Origin of the sequence: Arthrobacter sp. B6 (genome assembly GCF_001663775.1) — a bacterium.
Lineage (GTDB): Bacteria > Actinomycetota > Actinomycetes > Actinomycetales > Micrococcaceae > Arthrobacter.
Genome location: NZ_KV467168.1, coordinates 1741258 through 1756280 on the forward strand (window position 1 = coordinate 1741258; position 15023 = coordinate 1756280).

The 15023-nt window shown below is 66.0% G+C and carries 11 protein-coding genes and 1 pseudogene; 8 read left to right on the forward strand and 4 right to left on the reverse strand.

What is annotated here, in order from left to right; all coding sequences use genetic code 11:
• Window positions 1-81 precede the first annotated feature (81 nt).
• A pseudogene (locus AU175_RS07530) lies at window positions 82-928 on the forward strand (hydroxymethylpyrimidine/phosphomethylpyrimidine kinase).
• Between the two features lie 21 nt (window positions 929-949).
• On the opposite strand, the gene AU175_RS07535 reads toward AU175_RS07530, so the two are convergent.
• Complete coding sequence (locus AU175_RS07535; RefSeq protein WP_066287136.1) at window positions 950-1555, reverse strand: TetR/AcrR family transcriptional regulator; 606 nt, start codon at window positions 1553-1555, stop codon at window positions 950-952.
• Window positions 1556-1653: 98 nt separating this feature from the next.
• On the opposite strand from AU175_RS07535, the gene AU175_RS07540 reads away from it, so the two are divergent.
• Window positions 1654-1983, forward strand: coding sequence for a hypothetical protein (locus AU175_RS07540; protein WP_066287138.1), 330 nt, complete (start codon window positions 1654-1656; stop codon window positions 1981-1983).
• Between the two features lie 102 nt (window positions 1984-2085).
• On the opposite strand, the gene AU175_RS07545 is transcribed toward AU175_RS07540, so the two are convergent.
• Entirely contained in the window at window positions 2086-3348 is a 1263-nt protein-coding gene (locus tag AU175_RS07545) for a serpin family protein (RefSeq protein ID WP_066287140.1), read from the reverse strand.
• 151 nt (window positions 3349-3499) lie between these two features.
• The gene (locus AU175_RS07550; RefSeq protein ID WP_066287142.1) at window positions 3500-5248 is read right to left on the reverse strand and encodes a pyruvate dehydrogenase; all 1749 of its coding nucleotides are present in this window, start codon (window positions 5246-5248) and stop codon (window positions 3500-3502) included.
• 303 nt (window positions 5249-5551) lie between these two features.
• Between AU175_RS07550 and AU175_RS07555 the strand changes: the two genes are divergently transcribed.
• The 3 genes from AU175_RS07555 to AU175_RS07565 are packed head-to-tail and all read left to right on the forward strand — an operon-like array spanning window position 5552 to window position 8681.
• On the forward strand, window positions 5552-6220 hold the full coding sequence (locus AU175_RS07555; RefSeq protein WP_066287144.1) for a response regulator transcription factor: 669 nt from the start codon (window positions 5552-5554) through the stop codon (window positions 6218-6220).
• Complete coding sequence (locus tag AU175_RS07560; protein WP_066287147.1) at window positions 6217-7653, forward strand: HAMP domain-containing sensor histidine kinase; 1437 nt, start codon at window positions 6217-6219, stop codon at window positions 7651-7653. Before AU175_RS07555 ends, AU175_RS07560 begins: the two co-directional genes overlap by 4 nt.
• Window positions 7650-8681 (forward strand): TAXI family TRAP transporter solute-binding subunit, encoded by a 1032-nt coding sequence (locus tag AU175_RS07565; RefSeq protein ID WP_066287149.1) that lies wholly within the window; start codon window positions 7650-7652, stop codon window positions 8679-8681. Before AU175_RS07560 ends, AU175_RS07565 begins: the two co-directional genes overlap by 4 nt.
• 152 nt (window positions 8682-8833) lie before the next feature.
• Here the strand turns inward: AU175_RS07565 and AU175_RS07570 are convergent, their stop codons facing one another.
• Window positions 8834-10348, reverse strand: a complete 1515-nt coding sequence (locus AU175_RS07570; protein WP_066287151.1) for a helix-turn-helix transcriptional regulator — start codon at window positions 10346-10348, stop codon at window positions 8834-8836.
• 154 nt (window positions 10349-10502) lie between these two features.
• Here AU175_RS07570 and aceA point away from each other — a divergent pair, with 154 nt between their 5' ends.
• The 3 genes from aceA (at window position 10503) to AU175_RS07585 (ending at window position 15016) form a co-directional block, all read left to right on the forward strand.
• Window positions 10503-11834, forward strand: a complete 1332-nt coding sequence (gene aceA, locus AU175_RS07575) for an isocitrate lyase (RefSeq protein WP_066287153.1) — start codon at window positions 10503-10505, stop codon at window positions 11832-11834.
• Window positions 11835-11929: 95 nt separating this feature from the next.
• Window positions 11930-13582 carry a malate synthase A gene (gene aceB / locus AU175_RS07580; protein ID WP_066287155.1) on the forward strand — a complete coding sequence of 551 codons (1653 nt, stop codon included), beginning with the start codon at window positions 11930-11932 and terminating at the stop codon, window positions 13580-13582.
• A gap of 474 nt (window positions 13583-14056) precedes the next feature.
• Window positions 14057-15016 (forward strand): D-2-hydroxyacid dehydrogenase family protein, encoded by a 960-nt coding sequence (locus AU175_RS07585; protein ID WP_066287156.1) that lies wholly within the window; start codon window positions 14057-14059, stop codon window positions 15014-15016.
• The last annotated feature ends 7 nt before the right edge of the window (window positions 15017-15023 follow it).

The following is a 15023-nucleotide window of genomic DNA, read 5'->3' on the forward strand; positions in this document are numbered from 1 at the left end:
GTGGGCCTGACCTCTCACCTGCGCGGTCCGCTGTTCAGGCACACAAAGCGGGCGTGCGACGCCGGGTGGCAGGATAGTGCCATGACTCCCGTTGCAGCCGATGTCCAGTCTCCCGCAGCCGCTCCCGCCGTCGTCCTGACGATCGCTGGCTCCGAGGCCACGGGCGGCGCCGGCGCCCAGGCCGACCTGAAGACGTTCCAGGAACTCGGTGTGTTTGGCATCGCCAACCTGACGTGCATCGTCTCCTTCGACCCGAACCGACAGATGGAACCACCGTTTTGTGCCGGTTGACCAGCAGGTGATCGCTGACCAGCTGGAAGCGACGACGGCGGCGTACGGTCCGTCGTCGGGCGCCCCCTCTGTGCTGGACACCGTGAAGATCGGCATGCTGGGCACCCCGACAACCATCAACACGGTGGCGGACACCCTGGCAGGGGGACGGTTCCGCAATGTGGTGTTGGACCCGGTCCTCATCTGCAAAGGCCAGGCGCTGGACACGGACCAGGCGCTGAAGGCACAGATCCTTCCGCTGGCCACTTTTGTGACACCGAACCAGTTCGAGGCGGAGTCCTTGTCCGGCCTGGAGATCACGGACGTGGAGTCACTGAAAGCGGCGGCCGTCCGCATTCATGAGCTGAGCGGCGCCGCCGTCCTCGCCAAAGGCGGGGTGCGGCTCGAAGGCCCCGACGCCGTCGACGTTTTCTACGACGGTGAAACCCTCGAAGTCCTGAGCGCTCCCAAGGTTGGGGAGGCAGCCGTGTCGGGCGCCGGCTGTTCGCTCGCCGCGGCCGTAACGGCGGAACTGGCCAAGGGTGCTACGCCCCTTGAGGCTGCCCGGGCCGCTAAGGACTTCGTCACCGCTGGAATCCGCAACAGGGTGGCGTCAGGAGCTCCGTTCGACGCACTCTGGCAGGGCGGCCGGCGCTAGTTTCCGGAGTCTTCCGGCGCCTTATCGAGCCCTATCCGCCCCACCTTCGTCCAGCAAGGATTCGGCCAGCAGCGTGGCCGTCCGGACAATGAAAGCCCGGCGTCGGTCCCGGCGGTCCGGATCGGAGCCTGCCAGCAACGCATCGATCTGGGGCAGCACTGTCCAGCCGTCGCAGAGTGTCACGATGGTGATGACCAGGTCGGCTGCGTCCGTGCGGTCGATTCCGGGCAGGACTGCCAGCACCTGGTCCACCTTCGCGACGCAGTGGTCCGAACGCGTGGCCCGGTCCACGGTGTAACTCCCACGCTCCAGACCTTCCCAGAACAGCAGCCTGGCCAGAGCGCCGTCCCTGGTGTGGCGGTCAAAGAGCCGTCCGGCGTACTCGCCGATAGCGGCAGCGCCATGCCCTTCGATGGGGACCTCGGACATCACGCGCACGAGTTCCGCCGCCAGCACGGCGTCGAACAGCTCGTCCTTCTTGCCGAAGTATTGGTAGATGCGTTCCTTGTTCACACCGGCGGCCGCTGCGATGCTGTCCACCCGCGCGCCGGCAAGGCCCTTGGCGCTGAACTCCTCCGTGGCAGCAGTCAGCAATAGTGCTTTGGTGCGGTCAGTGTTCCAGGCCATCCTCCGATTCTAGCCGTTTCCAACTAGACAGTTGCACTTTTGGTCCACCCGGATTAGCATCGTCATATCCAAAAGCAACTAATTAGTTGGAGTTAGTCATGAACACCACCTCGAACGCCACAGCTGCTCCTGCGTCAACCGTCCTTGCGCCGATTGAGGCTGCGGTTCCGGTGCATGCCCCAGTTCCTCCGGTTACGGGTCCGTCCATCCACGTCCGTGCCGTCATCACGTGGCTGGCCATCTTTCCGTTGGTGGCCGTGGGCATGATGGCAGCGGCACCCCTGACCGAGGGGTGGCATCCGGTGCTCCGCGCGCTGGTCCTGACGCTCATAGTGGTTCCCGTGGCCGTGTACCTCGTCCTGCCCCGGCTGTTCGCTGGCTATGGCACCATGATGCGCCGCCGAAATTCCCGCGAGACGGCGCGCTGAGCTCCGGCCGCTGGAGACCGCGCGCTGAGCCACCGGCGCTGAGCCCGGGCGCTTGGCGCCGGCCGGCAGTTCCACCTGCTCGGGACAGGCCGCCGGGCACGGCTACCGAGGGTCGGCGACCTTACCCATGAACAGCGGCAGGCCCGTCCCGACGTGCACAACCTGGTAATGGAACGGCCGGTCGAAGCTGATGGACCGGGCCGGTTCCGGCGGAGCACTCGTAGCCATGCCGTTGATCTGGGTCACTGCGGCGGCCACGGTCCCCTTCTCCGCCACGGTGATGTTGGCGTCCTGGGCAGCCTGGGTGATCATCAGTCCCGGCTGGATGGCGTCAAAGTCGCTGGTGGTGGTCAACGTCTTCTGCAGCCCCAGCCTTTCAAGGATGGCCCGTAGGTCAAAGCTGCTCTTGTGGTCCCACGTGGGCAGCGCCAGGTCGATGTCTTCAGGGTCAGCAGCCTCAAGGGCACGTGCCACTTCCGCCAGCCGGTCCGCGTTGACGGCGGCAGCACCGCCGTCGGAATGCTCGGCCGGAAGCACCAGCCGCATCACGAAACCCTCACCATAGGGCAGGTCCACGGCCTGCCAGCCGGGGCCCTCGGCGTACGCCATTTCCTGCAGGCCGTGCATCATGGGGACGCTCACCGTCCCGCCGTCTGCAGTGGTAAAAGGTTCGTCCGACGTGGCTTCCGCGCTGAACGGAATGTCCCAGGCGGCAGCGAAATAGACGGTATTGAGCAGGCTGAAGGTGTTCCTGGGGTCGTAGCGGGCCGGCGCTTTCTCGATCCGGCCGCCGGTATTCCTGTTGACCCACGCATCGATCGCCGGCTTGGTGACCGCCTCATCGCGGAAGTCCACAGGATGCACACCCGTGCCATAGTGCTTCGCCAGCGCATCCAGATAGCCCTGGCCGGTAGGAACGTTCTTATCCACGAACAGGCCGTTGGCAGTATGGACCAGCGGTTTGGCAGGCGGGTTCTCCTCGTCCACTGACCCGGGATCGCCGTCGTATTCTTCAAGGGAGGCGAGCAGCGCGTTCATGGCCGCGTCCCGGTCCGCCGCCGGGAGTCCCAGCACGGCGTCCATTTCCGCGGCAGCCTCCCCCGAGGCACCGGCCCGCAGCATGGCCAGGGCAATGAGCAGGCTGCCCGGCGATGCGATGACGTTCCCCTCGCTGCTGGCCAGGAGGGCGTCGCCCAGCCTCAGGGCGGAATCGCGGAACGTGGCCAGTTCGTTAGGGTAAGCCGTGCGGTCCACTGAGGCCCGTTCGACGCCTTCGGCCGTGAGCAACTCCGGCGGCGCCGGGGCCGCACACGCCGCCAGTCCCATCACAGCACCCAACGCGATCGCCCGCTGAAATCGAAACATCGCTGCAGCCTCCCCCGGCACACACAGGCGGGAATCCGCCTGCTCCCAGTGAAACAGCGACGGCGGCGGCAGGCGATGCCGGTAGGGTCACGCTTTGCATTCATTTTGGTCTCATCAACCCACGTGCAGCGCCGGCCCGTGACCGGAAACCCTAGCTCCTGGGAATGTTCCGGAGGTTGCTCCGTGCCATACTGACTGCTTCACCGGCGCCTCTGTTCAGGACCACCTTTGACATTGCCGTGGCGAAACCCACCACTTGCGACCCGGAGATCTTCGGCGGCAGGGACAATGCGTGGGGATCGGTGATCAGCTCCACCAGCGACGGACCCGGATGCGCGAAGGCCTCACGGTACGCCGCCTCGATCCTGGCGGGGTCGGTGACGCGGACGGCGTGGATGCCCAGGGCCCGGGCGACAGCGGCGTAGTCCGCGTCGGGCACGTCCACGCCGAAATCGGGCAGCCCGTCCACGAGCATTTCGAGTTTGACCATGCCCAGCGTGGAATTGTTGAAGACCACCACGTTGACCGGCAGCTTGTGGGCCGCCACGGTGATGAGCTCGCCGAGCAGCATGGACAGTCCGCCGTCGCCGGAGACTGACACCACCTGGCGCCCTGGGAAGGCAAGCTGCGCACCGATGGCGTGGGGCAGGGCATTGGCCATGGAGCCGTGCAGGTACGAACCGATCAGCCTGCGCGTTCCAAGCGGGTTGATGTACCGCGCAGTCCAGACGTTGCACATGCCGGTGTCCGCCGTGAAAATGGCGTCCTCGGCGGCCACCTGGTCCAATAAGGAGGCCGCGTACTCGGGATGGATCGGCTGTTTCTTCTCCACTTTGCGGGTGTAGGCTCCCACGGCTTTGTTCATCAACCGGTCATGCTTCTTGAGCATCCGGTCGAGGAAGCGGCGGCTCTTTTTCGGCGTCAACAGCGGCATCAGTGCAGCGAGCGTGGGCAGCACGTCACCGTGGACGGCGATGTCCACGTCCGTCCGGCGGCCCAGCTTATGGGCAGCATGGTCCACCTGCGCGGTGCGTGTTTCCGGCAGGAACTGGTCGTACGGAAAGTCTGTGCCCAGCAGGATCAGCAGGTCGGCGTCCTCGATACCCTCGGCGGCGGCGCCGTAGCCGAGCAGGCCGGTCATGCCAATGTCGTAGGGGTTGTTGTACTGGACGAAGTCCTTGCCGCGCAGCGTGTGACCGATCGGGGCCTTGAGCACTTCTGCGAGCGCCACCAGCTCGTCATGGGCCCCTTCGACTCCGGCCCCGGCAAAGATGGCGATCTTCCCGGCCCCGTTGATCGCATCGGCCAACTCCCGGACGCTCGCCGGATCGGGGGTCAGAGTGGCCCGCCGAAACGTGGCCGGCAGCGGCGTTGTGCCGGTTGCTTCCAGGCCTGCGATGTCTCCGGGAAGAGTCACGACGGCGGCTCCCCGGAGGCCCACGGCATGCTGGATGGCGCTGTGCAGCACGCGCGGCGCCTGTTCGGCGGTACTGACCAGCTCCGAGTACACAGAACATTCGTTAAAGAGCCGGTCCGGATGGGTTTCCTGGAAGAAACCGCTGCCGATCTGCTTGCTGGGGATGTGCGAGGCGATGGCCAGCACAGGCGCACCGGAACGGTTCGCGTCGTAGAGGCCGTTGATCAGGTGAAGGTTTCCGGGGCCGCAGGATCCGGCGCACACCGCGAGCTTTCCGGTCAGCTGGGCCTCGGCAGCGGCGGCGAAGGCGGCAGCCTCTTCGTGCCGGACGTGGATCCAGTCGATCCCGCCGTGCTTCGCTCCGCCCGTCTGGCGAACAGCATCAACAATCGGGTTGAGACTGTCCCCCACGATTCCGTAGATTCTCTGCACACCGGCTGCCCGGAGCTGCTCGATGAGTTGGGTTGCAAGTTCCTTGGCCATGAGTGCACACTCCCGCGGACGGCTGGATCAGCTGACAGTTGATTTACTGACAGGGCCCAATATAGTAGGGCCGCCTGCATTCGGGCCGGACAGAGGCAGGACAGACGACGGCGGGAGCCCGGCCCAGTCCCGGACGGAACCGCATTGCCGCCACCCGCCGTCGCGCTTTCCTATGCGTCGCCCACAGCATCACCTACGTTGAGACTGACGCCTGACGCTTCAGGTTTTGCTGCGGATACGGGTAATCTCCAAAGCGGGCGGACTGCAGTTGCCCCCTTCACCGAACAGGAACAGGAACAGGCCATGGATGTGCTCATCGTCGAGGACGACGACGCCATGGCGTCCGCCCTCGACGCAGCAGTGGTTTCCGCCGGTCACATGGCTTCCCGGGTTGCCCGCGGAGCTGACGCCCTCCTGGAACACCGGCGCTTCGAGGTCATCCTGCTCGATCTGGGGCTTCCCGATATGGACGGCCTCGACGTCCTGCGCAAGCTCCGCCAGGTCACAACGGTTCCAATCCTGATCCTCACAGCCCGCGACGACGAACGCAGCGTGGTGCTTGGGCTGCGGTCGGGGGCTGACGACTACCTCGTCAAGCCGGTGAAACTGGTTGAGCTCCTGGCCCGCATCGAAGCCGTCACGCGGCGGGCAGGCCGGTCGAAGGACATCAGGCAGCGGAACATCGTGCTGGGAGAGCTCCAGGTGGACGTTGAACGGCGTGTCGCCGCGATCGGCCCGCAAGTCCTGCCCTTAACCGCTACCGAGTTCGACCTGCTCGCGCTCCTGGCGAGCCATGCTGGCTCGGTGGTCACCCGGGAGCAGATCCTGGATGCGCTGTGGGGCGATGCGTTCCTCGCCTCGTCACGGTCCCTTGACGTGCATCTGACGGGCCTTCGGGCGAAACTCAAGATGCCCGGGTTCATCATCAACATCCGCGGCGTGGGCTACCGGGTCGAGGCCGATTCCGCGTGAAGCTGCGCGTCCTCGGTGTCCTGAGCGTTTTGTCCGTCCTTATCGTCATCTTCGCCTCCACCGCCATCCTGGCGTCGGCCAGCCGCGAGCTCACCCAGGAACTCCAGATCAACCGGGCCGCTGCCCTTAATCGACTCGCGCAGGTGGCGTTCGACGCCGCGACGGAAGTTGGAGATGCCCAGCAGCTGCAGGCCGAGATGGACAGGTATTCGGAACTGTATGGGGAAGGGGTTCTGGTCCGCCTCCAGACAGGCACGCTGCATTCGGGGGGCCTGAGCGAGGACAGGACAGATGTCCGGGATGCGCTGGCCAGGGCGAACCTGAACCTCAACGACACCACGCTCTCTCCGCTGCAGCCTTTCGGAAGCGGTTCTGAAGTGATTTCCCGCTCCTTCGGAAGCGCAAGCCAGGTTCTTGGTGCGGCGGTCCTGGAGGTCAACCTGGATGCGGCCCGGCAGAAGCTGCGGGAGCGTTGGCTGTTCGTCGGAGTGGCCGCGGCCGCCCTCGCCGCGGTGCTCCTGCTCGGTGCCGCGCGCGTGACCAGGTGGGTGCTTCGCCCTGTGCACCGCCTGAATTCGGCGGTCACGGAGCTTGAGGCAACGGGCCGCACCGGCCAGCTTCCGGAGGACGGGCCACCGGAGCTGCGGGAACTGAGCCGATCGTTCACCCGAATGGCGCGGACAGTCAGCGACAGCATCGACTCCCAGCGGCAGCTGATTGCCGACACCTCCCATCAGTTGCGCAATCCCGTGGGAGCCCTGCGGTTGAGGATCGACTTACTGCAGCTTGAACTGCACACCGCCCGGGAACATCAAGCGGCAGCTGGCGTTCTCGCCGAACTGGAACGTGTGGAAGAGATCCTGGACGGCGTACTGCGGCTGGCCGCGGCGGAGCACAGGGCCTTCGAAGACTCTGCCCGGGGGCCGCAGGGGCACCCTTCACACGGGATCCCTGCCCTCATTGACCCCTACCCGATCCTGCAGGAGGAAGCGGAGCGGGCCGGGCCGGCGGCGCAGCGCAGCGGCTCATCGATCCTGTTGGAGGATCCGCCTGACCCGGCGGTGCACATCGCCTGCAACGCCGCCGAACTGGCCCAGATGGCGGGGGAACTGATCAACAACGCCATCAAATACGCGGCCGGTGCCCGCATTACGGTGGCGGTCAGGGCTCGCCCGGACGCGGTCGCCGTCGAAATTTCCGACGCCGGCCCCGGGCTTTCTGCCGAAGAACTGTCAGCTGCCCCGAGCCGGTTCTGGCGTTCCCCGCGGCACCGGGAGACGCGCGGCAACGGGCTGGGCATGACCATCGTGGACAAACTGGCGGGAGCCAACGGGGGCCGCCTGCTGCTGGCCGAAGCCTCGCCGCATGGCCTGATCGCACGCATCGAGTTTCCGCGCGCTGAGGTCCAGCCAGGCAAAGGGGGCCCTGCGTGACCGGAAAAGCGTGTGTGGCTGGCGTCCCCGCTGGCCTCCCGCCAAGGCGGGCCGTCCTGGCAGCCGGACTGGCTGCCGGGCTGGCGGGCTGGTTGCCGGCGCTCACTGGCTGCACTTCGGGGCAGCGGCCTGGCACCGTGACTGTGGCCGGGGGTGAGCCGGGAGGCTTCTATCTGGAGTTCGCTACGCTACTGGCGGAGTCCCTCCAGCGTCATGGCGTGGCAGACAAAGCGGCAGCACTGACCACCGGGGGCAGCCTGGACAACCTCGACCAACTGCTGACGGGGCAGGCCACGTTCGCGGTGGCGCTGGCCGACGCCGCGGCGCAGAGGATACCGAGCGACAGCACCTCGGATGGTGGCATCTCGGCCCTCGGAAGGGTGTACGAAAACTACGTCCACTGCGTCGTACGGAAAGACAGCGGCATCCGCGACCTCGCCGGTCTGGCCGGCAGGACAGTAGCTGTTGGCGAACCCGGCTCCGGGACCTCCTTGACCACGCCACGCCTGCTCGAGGCCGCCGGGCTGGAGTCTGCTGCGGCAGGCGCTGCCCCCGCCGCCGGCGTCAACAAGAGTGTCACTGTGCTGAACCTCGGACTCAACGCAGGGATCGCGGCGCTGCGTGAGGCATCTGTGGATGCATTGTTCTGGTCCGGCGGTGTGCCAACGGCTGCCATCGCCGCCGCGCACAACGACGTCGGGCTCGGATTCCTTGACCTCGCCCACCTGCTACCGGCGCTGCGGGCGAAGTGCGGCGCGTTCTACGACCGGGTGCTGATCCCGGAAGGGGCCTATGAGGGCGTTCCGGCGGTGTGGACGGTCGGCGTCGCCAACCTGCTTCTGTGCCGCAATGACCTGGATGAGCGGACGGTGAAGAGGACCGTCGAACTGCTGGTCGGCCATGCCGAGGAACTGATTCCCCGCTCCAGCCTGGGGGTCCAGTTCCTGAGCCGGGAGTCGCTGATCAACACCGCCGGCCTGCCATTGCACCCTGCAGCAGCCGCCGCCTATCGTCAACTGCACGGCTAGGGCTTCCCGGAGGCCGGGCAGCGTCACGCAGGGCAGGCTTTCCAGCTGTCCGGGCGGGTCAAACCGCGGATTCCCGGGCCAGGAGAGCCCAAGCCGAGCCAAAAGCGTGCCCGGAGTGACGCCGACGGGCATGTTCAGGGCAAGAGGGTCCCTCAGCTCCCCGAGTGCGTCTGGAGGAAGCTGTACACCTCAGTCTCGTCGACGCCGGGAAACGCCCCCGGCGGCATGGCGGCCAGCAGGTGCGAATGGGCCCGGGCGGACGGCCACGCGTTGCCAGCCCATTCCGAGGCCAGCTCCGCCGGCGGGCGCTTGCAGCAGTTTTCATCCGGGCAGGTGGACTTTGACCTCTCGGTGGTGTCCCGCCCGCGGAACCACTTTACGTGCGCGTAGGGCACACCGACGGACAGCGAAAACTCACCGTTGGCGGAGCGTTCCGTCCGCGCTGTGCACCAATACGTCCCGGCCGGGGTGTCCGTGTACTGGCAGTACGCACGGAACTTGTCCGGGACGTCGAAGACCACCCGGGAGGTCCACTGTTTGCACGACGGTTGGCCCTCAATGGCGCCGGTGTGGTCCTGCGGGAACGTCACGCCGTCGTTTTCGTAGGCCTTAAAGATGATCCCGCTCTGGTGCGTCTTCTGAAAGTGCGTTCGGATGTCCAGGTGCTGGGTGGCGAGGTTGGTGAAACGGTGCGCGGCCGTTTCGTAGGACACGGCGAAAGCGTCACGGATGTCCTCCACTGCGATTTCCTTGGCTTGCTTGGCCTTCTGAAGGAACTCCACCGTTGCCTTCTCCGGCAGCATCAGGGCGGCGGCGAAATAATTGGTGGCAACGCGCTGCATCAGGAAATCGCCGTAATTCCTGGGCGTCTGGTGGCCCAGGACATAGTGGCCCAACGCCTGCAGCAGCACCGACCTGGGGTCGTGGTCCGTCCGCTGGTTCTGCGTGAGATAAATTCTGTGGTTCTTAAGATCGGTCACAGAACGCGTTGAGTGCGGCAAATCGCCCACGTGATGCAGGCTGAATCCGAGATGCGCGGCGATGTCCGCGATGACGTGCTGGGACAGCGGGCCCGTGGTGTGGCCGACACTGGCCAGTACCTTCTGCGCCTCCGCTTCATACTCCGGAAAATAGTTGTTCCGCTCGCGCATCATTGCCCTCAGTTCACCGTTAGCGCGGCGGGCCTCTTCCGGTGTGGCGATCTGCTCGTTGAGCTTGCGCTCCAGCTCGTGCTGCAGGCCCACCATGGACTCGAGCACATCCATCGGTAGCCGCGAGCTGATACGGATTTTGGGCAGGTTCAGTGACTCGTAGATGGGGCTGCGCTGGTACCGTTCCAGCTCGATTTCAAGCGCGGCCCGGCGGTTGGGCGGTTCGGACCCGAGCAGCTGGTCGATGCCCACATTCAGCGCTGCCGCGAGCTGCTGCAGAAGCCCCAGTTTGGGCTCGCGTTTGCCGTTCTCAATCAGGCTCAATTGGCTGGGGGCGGTCCCGACGGCGGCACTCAAGTCATCGAGTGTCAGGCCGGCGGCCTTGCGCAAGTGGCGGACCCGGCGGCCCAGGCTGATGACGTCCAGTTCCGGGGCGGCGGCGGACGACGGCGGGGCGGCGGCTTTATGGTTCCAGCTCGAAGGGGACATTTCTTGAGGATACGCGAAGAAGTGCATTTCTTTCCATGATTTTCCTCTAGAGAAGTGCTTGGAAGTGCTGAAAAGTAGTGATCACGGAAAGAAACACCGCACCGGGGTAGCCGGCCGGGACTGCAAGGACGCAGCCCCGGCCGGCGGATAACCACCCCGGAGCTCAATCAAGGAGACAACGATGACTGCAGCATTTGAGCCCACCCAGCAGCCGTCCGCCCAGGACACAGCAAGCACGCAGGCCGCCGCCCTGGAGCTCGAGTGGGCCGCCAACCCCCGCTGGGAAGGTGTGACCCGGGACTACTCAGCTTCCGACGTCGTCCGTCTCCGCGGCCGCGTCTCCGAAGAGCACACCCTGGCCCGCCGCGGCTCCGAGAAGCTGTGGAAGCAACTGATCGAGGAGCACAAGACCGGCGGCTACACGAACGCCCTCGGTGCCCTGACCGGCAACCAGGCCGTACAGCAGGTCAAGGCCGGACTCCGGGCCATCTACCTCTCGGGCTGGCAGGTCGCCGCCGATGCCAACAACTCCGGCCACACGTACCCGGACCAGTCGCTGTACCCGGCCAACTCGGTCCCCACCGTGGTGCGCCGCATCAACAACGCCCTGCTCCGGGCGGACCAGATCGAGTTCTCCGAAGGCATCTCCACCGTTGAGGACTGGATGGTCCCGATCGTCGCCGACGCCGAAGCCGGCTTCGGTGGCCCCCTGAACGCCTATGAACTCATGAAATCCATGATCCAGGCCGGCGCCTCAGGGGTGCACTGGGAGGACCAGCTCGCCTCGGAGAAGAAGTGCGGCCACCTCGGCGGTAAGGTCCTGATCCCCACCCAACAGCACGTCCGGACCCTGAACGCCGCCCGCCTGGCAGCGGACGTCGCCGGCACCCCGTCGGTGGTCATCGCCCGCACCGACGCGGAGGCAGCAACCCTGATCACCTCCGACGTCGATCCCCGCGACCAGGAATTCGTCACCGGCGAGCGGACCCCGGAGGGCTTCTACAAGGTCCGCAACGGCATCGAACCCTGCATCGCCCGCGCCAAGGCCTACGCACCCTACTCCGACCTGATCTGGATGGAAACGGGCACCCCGGACCTGGAACTGGCGCGCAAATTCGCCGAAGCCGTCAAGGCCGACTTCCCGGACCAGATGCTCTCCTACAACTGCTCTCCGTCGTTCAACTGGCGCAAGCACCTGGACGACGCCACCATCGCGAAGTTCCAGCGTGAACTCGGCGCCATGGGCTTCACGTTCCAGTTCATCACCCTGGCCGGATTCCACGCCCTGAACTACTCGATGTTCGACCTCGCCCACGGCTACGCCCGTGAAGGCATGAGCGCCTACGTCGAGCTCCAGGAAAAGGAATTCGCCTCCGAATCCCGCGGCTACACCGCAACCAAGCACCAGCGCGAAGTCGGCACCGGCTACTTCGACGACATCGCCACCGCGCTCAACCCGAACGCCTCCACCCTGGCACTGGTGGGATCCACCGAAGAAGGCCAGTTCCACTAGAAACTTCCCCAAGTAAGTAGCACTAGGTGTCGTTTTGGAGACTCAAAACGACACTTACTGCTACCCAGTTTGGGCACAGCACCAGGAGACTTGAAATGAACACCTTCACTGACAACATCACCATCAACGGGATCACGTTGACCGCGCAGCCCATCTGCCGGCAGAACGAGGTGCTGACTCCGGATGCTTTGGATTTTGTGGCCAAGCTGCACCGGGCTACTGCCGAACGCCGGCAGGATCTGCTGCAGGCACGCCGGACGCGCCGGGCCGAAATCGCCGGCGGCCAGGACCCGCGGTTCCTCCGGGAGACTGAAGGTATCCGTAATGACCCGTCGTGGCGGGTGGCTCCCCCTGCCCCTGGCCTGGAGGACCGGCGCGTGGAGATCACCGGTCCGGTGGACAAGAAGATGACCATCAACGCCCTGAATTCCGGCGCGAAGGTCTGGCTCGCCGACATGGAGGACTCCTCCACCCCCACCTGGCGCAACGTCATCAAGGGCCAGCTGAACCTCACGGACGCGCTGGAACGCCGGATCGACTTCACCTCCCCCGAGGGCAAGGAATACAAGCTCCGCCCGGCCGGGGAACTGCCCACCATCGTGGTCCGCCCCCGCGGCTGGCACCTGCCCGAAAAGCACATGCTCATCGACGGGACCCCTGTTGCCGGCGGCATCGTGGACTTCGGCCTGTTCTTCTTCCACAACGCCCGCCGCCTCCTGGCCCAGGGCAAAGGCCCCTACTTCTACCTGCCCAAGATCGAAAACCACCTCGAAGCCCGGATCTGGAACGACATCTTCGTCCTCGCCCAGGACCTCCTCGGCATCCCGCAGGGCACCATCCGCGCCACTGTGCTGATCGAGACCATCACCGCAGCCTTCGAGATGGAGGAAATCCTCTACGAACTGCGTGACCACGCCGCGGGCCTGAACGCCGGCCGCTGGGACTACATCTTCTCCCTGATCAAGAACTTCCGCACCCGCGGCCCCCGCTTCGTCCTCCCGGACCGCGCCCAGGTGACCATGACCCAGCCTTTCATGCGCGCCTACACCGAACAACTGGTCCGCGCCTGCCACAAACGCGGCGCCATGGCCATCGGCGGCATGGCAGCAGCAGTGCCCAACCGCAAGGACGAAGCCGCAAACACCAACGCGTTCGAGAAAGTCCGGGCGGACAAAGCCCGCGAGGCCAACGACGGCTTCGACGGCTCCTGGGTGGCCCACCCGGACCTCGTGCCGGTCTGCCGCGAAGTGTTCGACACCATCCTCGGCGACCGGCCCAACCAACTGGACCGCACCCGCGAGGACGTCACCCCGGACGACCGCGCCCTCATCAACGTCGCCGCAACCGAAGGCACCATCACCGAACAGGGCATCCGGAACAACATCGAGGTAGGCATCCGCTACATCGAATCCTGGCTGCGCGGGAACGGCGCGGTGGCAATCCACAACCTCATGGAAGACGCCGCCACCGCCGAGATCTCCCGCTCCCAGCTCTGGCAGTGGATGTACGCCAGGGCCATCACCGACCACGGCGAAATAATCACCCACCACTGGATCGAGGAACTCCTCGACGAAGAATTCGCACGCCTGGAACGCTTCGACGGCGACCGCTTCGAAGACGCGCGCGACATCTTCGAAGAGGTCACCCTGGCCCAGGATTTCCCGTCCTTCCTGACGCTTCCCGCCTATGCGAGGTACCTGACGGAGGCCCGCGAAAAGGCCACCGTCGAGGAGCTCGCCGCGGCGTAACCGATTTCCGTCCGTCGGGCCGGCGCGCCCTTCGCAACAGGCACCCCGAGATCCGGGGGCCGGCCCGGCGACGGAACCACCCCCTACGCGCGAACGTACACGTGGGGCCCTGGAATCTGCGGATTCCAGGGCCTCAACTGTACGTTCGCGCTGTTCTTTGGGCCTGAAGTGTACGTTCGCGCCGGGGCCAGGGTGCGGAGGCCAGGGTGCAGGGACGGGTGGGGCGCTGCCGGTGACGGGAAGAGACGACGACGGCGGGACGCGTCAGCGGCCCTTCGGCACCCGCCGCACGGCGAGGGTTCTGCAGGGGAAGAACGTCAGCACGGACAGGCGAGCAGGATCCAGGCATTCCGGACCCCGGCCAGAAGCCACTCACGACGCGCGGCACCGGCCCTCGGCAGCCGGGGCGCCGAGGCTACGATAAGCCCATGCCCTCGACCAGCAAGGTCTGACAGTGTGATGAAGGGAACAGACATGCAGCAGCGGCTTGCCATCCTGGACGACTACCAGGGTGTGGCCCACGGCTTCGCCGACTGGGCCGCGCTCGAACAGGACGGCGTCTCCGTCACCGCCTTCCGGGAGCCGTTCACCGGCGAAGACGCCCTGGTGGCGGCCCTCGCGGACGTCGGAATCGTCATCGCCATGCGCGAGCGGACCCCCTTTCCCCGCTCAGTGCTGGAGAAGCTGCCCGCACTGAAGCTGCTGGTCACCACTGGCATGGCAAATGCCTCCATAGACGTCGCTGCCGCCGCTGAACTGGGCATCACCGTGTGCGGCACCGCCGGGTCCCCTGCCGCGGCACCGGAAATGACGTGGGCCCTGCTGCTCGCGGCTGCCCGGAACGTCCCTGCCGAGGAGAACTCGCTGCGGGCCGGCTCGTGGCAAACCACGGTGGGATTCGAGCTGGCCGGCAAGACACTGGGCATCGTGGGGCTGGGCAAGATCGGCCGCAGGATCGCCACGTACGGCCAGGCCTTTGGGATGGAGGTGCTCGCCTGGAGCCAAAACCTCACCGATGATGCTGCCGCCGAGGCCGGTGTGCAGAGGGTCAGCAAGGAGGAGCTTTTTCGGAATTCCGACGTCGCCACCCTCCACCTGCGGTTGTCTGCACGTTCCGAGGGCATTGTGGGTGAGCCGGAACTGCGGCTCCTGGGGCCCGAGGGCATCCTGGTGAACACGGCCCGCGGGCCGCTGGTCGACCAGGACGCGCTGGTCCGTGCGCTGGCTGGGGGGTGGATCCGCGGAGCGGCCCTTGACGTCTTCGACCAGGAACCGCTTCCTGCGGGCCATCCGCTCCTCACCGCCCCCAACACGGTGTTGTCCCCGCACCTGGGATACGTCACCACCGAAAGCTACCGGCAGTTCTACGGCGGAGCATTCGAGGACGTCACGGCGTGGCTTGCCGGTTCACCTGTTCGCGTGATCACCCCGTAGGCAGGAG

What these genes read in the sequence shown, in the direction of transcription:
- AU175_RS07585 (WP_066287156.1), top strand. Translation starts at nt 14,057, where the DNA reads ATGCAGCAGCGGCTTGCCATCCTGGACGACTACCAGGGTGTGGCCCAC.
- AU175_RS07535 (WP_066287136.1), bottom strand. Translation starts at nt 1,555, where the DNA reads ATGGCCTGGAACACTGACCGCACCAAAGCACTATTGCTGACTGCTGCC.
- aceA (WP_066287153.1), top strand. Translation starts at nt 10,503, where the DNA reads ATGACTGCAGCATTTGAGCCCACCCAGCAGCCGTCCGCCCAGGACACA.
- AU175_RS07545 (WP_066287140.1), bottom strand. Translation starts at nt 3,348, where the DNA reads ATGTTTCGATTTCAGCGGGCGATCGCGTTGGGTGCTGTGATGGGACTG.
- AU175_RS07555 (WP_066287144.1), top strand. Translation starts at nt 5,552, where the DNA reads ATGGATGTGCTCATCGTCGAGGACGACGACGCCATGGCGTCCGCCCTC.
- AU175_RS07550 (WP_066287142.1), bottom strand. Translation starts at nt 5,248, where the DNA reads ATGGCCAAGGAACTTGCAACCCAACTCATCGAGCAGCTCCGGGCAGCC.
- aceB (WP_066287155.1), top strand. Translation starts at nt 11,930, where the DNA reads ATGAACACCTTCACTGACAACATCACCATCAACGGGATCACGTTGACC.
- AU175_RS07540 (WP_066287138.1), top strand. Translation starts at nt 1,654, where the DNA reads ATGAACACCACCTCGAACGCCACAGCTGCTCCTGCGTCAACCGTCCTT.
- AU175_RS07570 (WP_066287151.1), bottom strand. Translation starts at nt 10,348, where the DNA reads ATGCACTTCTTCGCGTATCCTCAAGAAATGTCCCCTTCGAGCTGGAAC.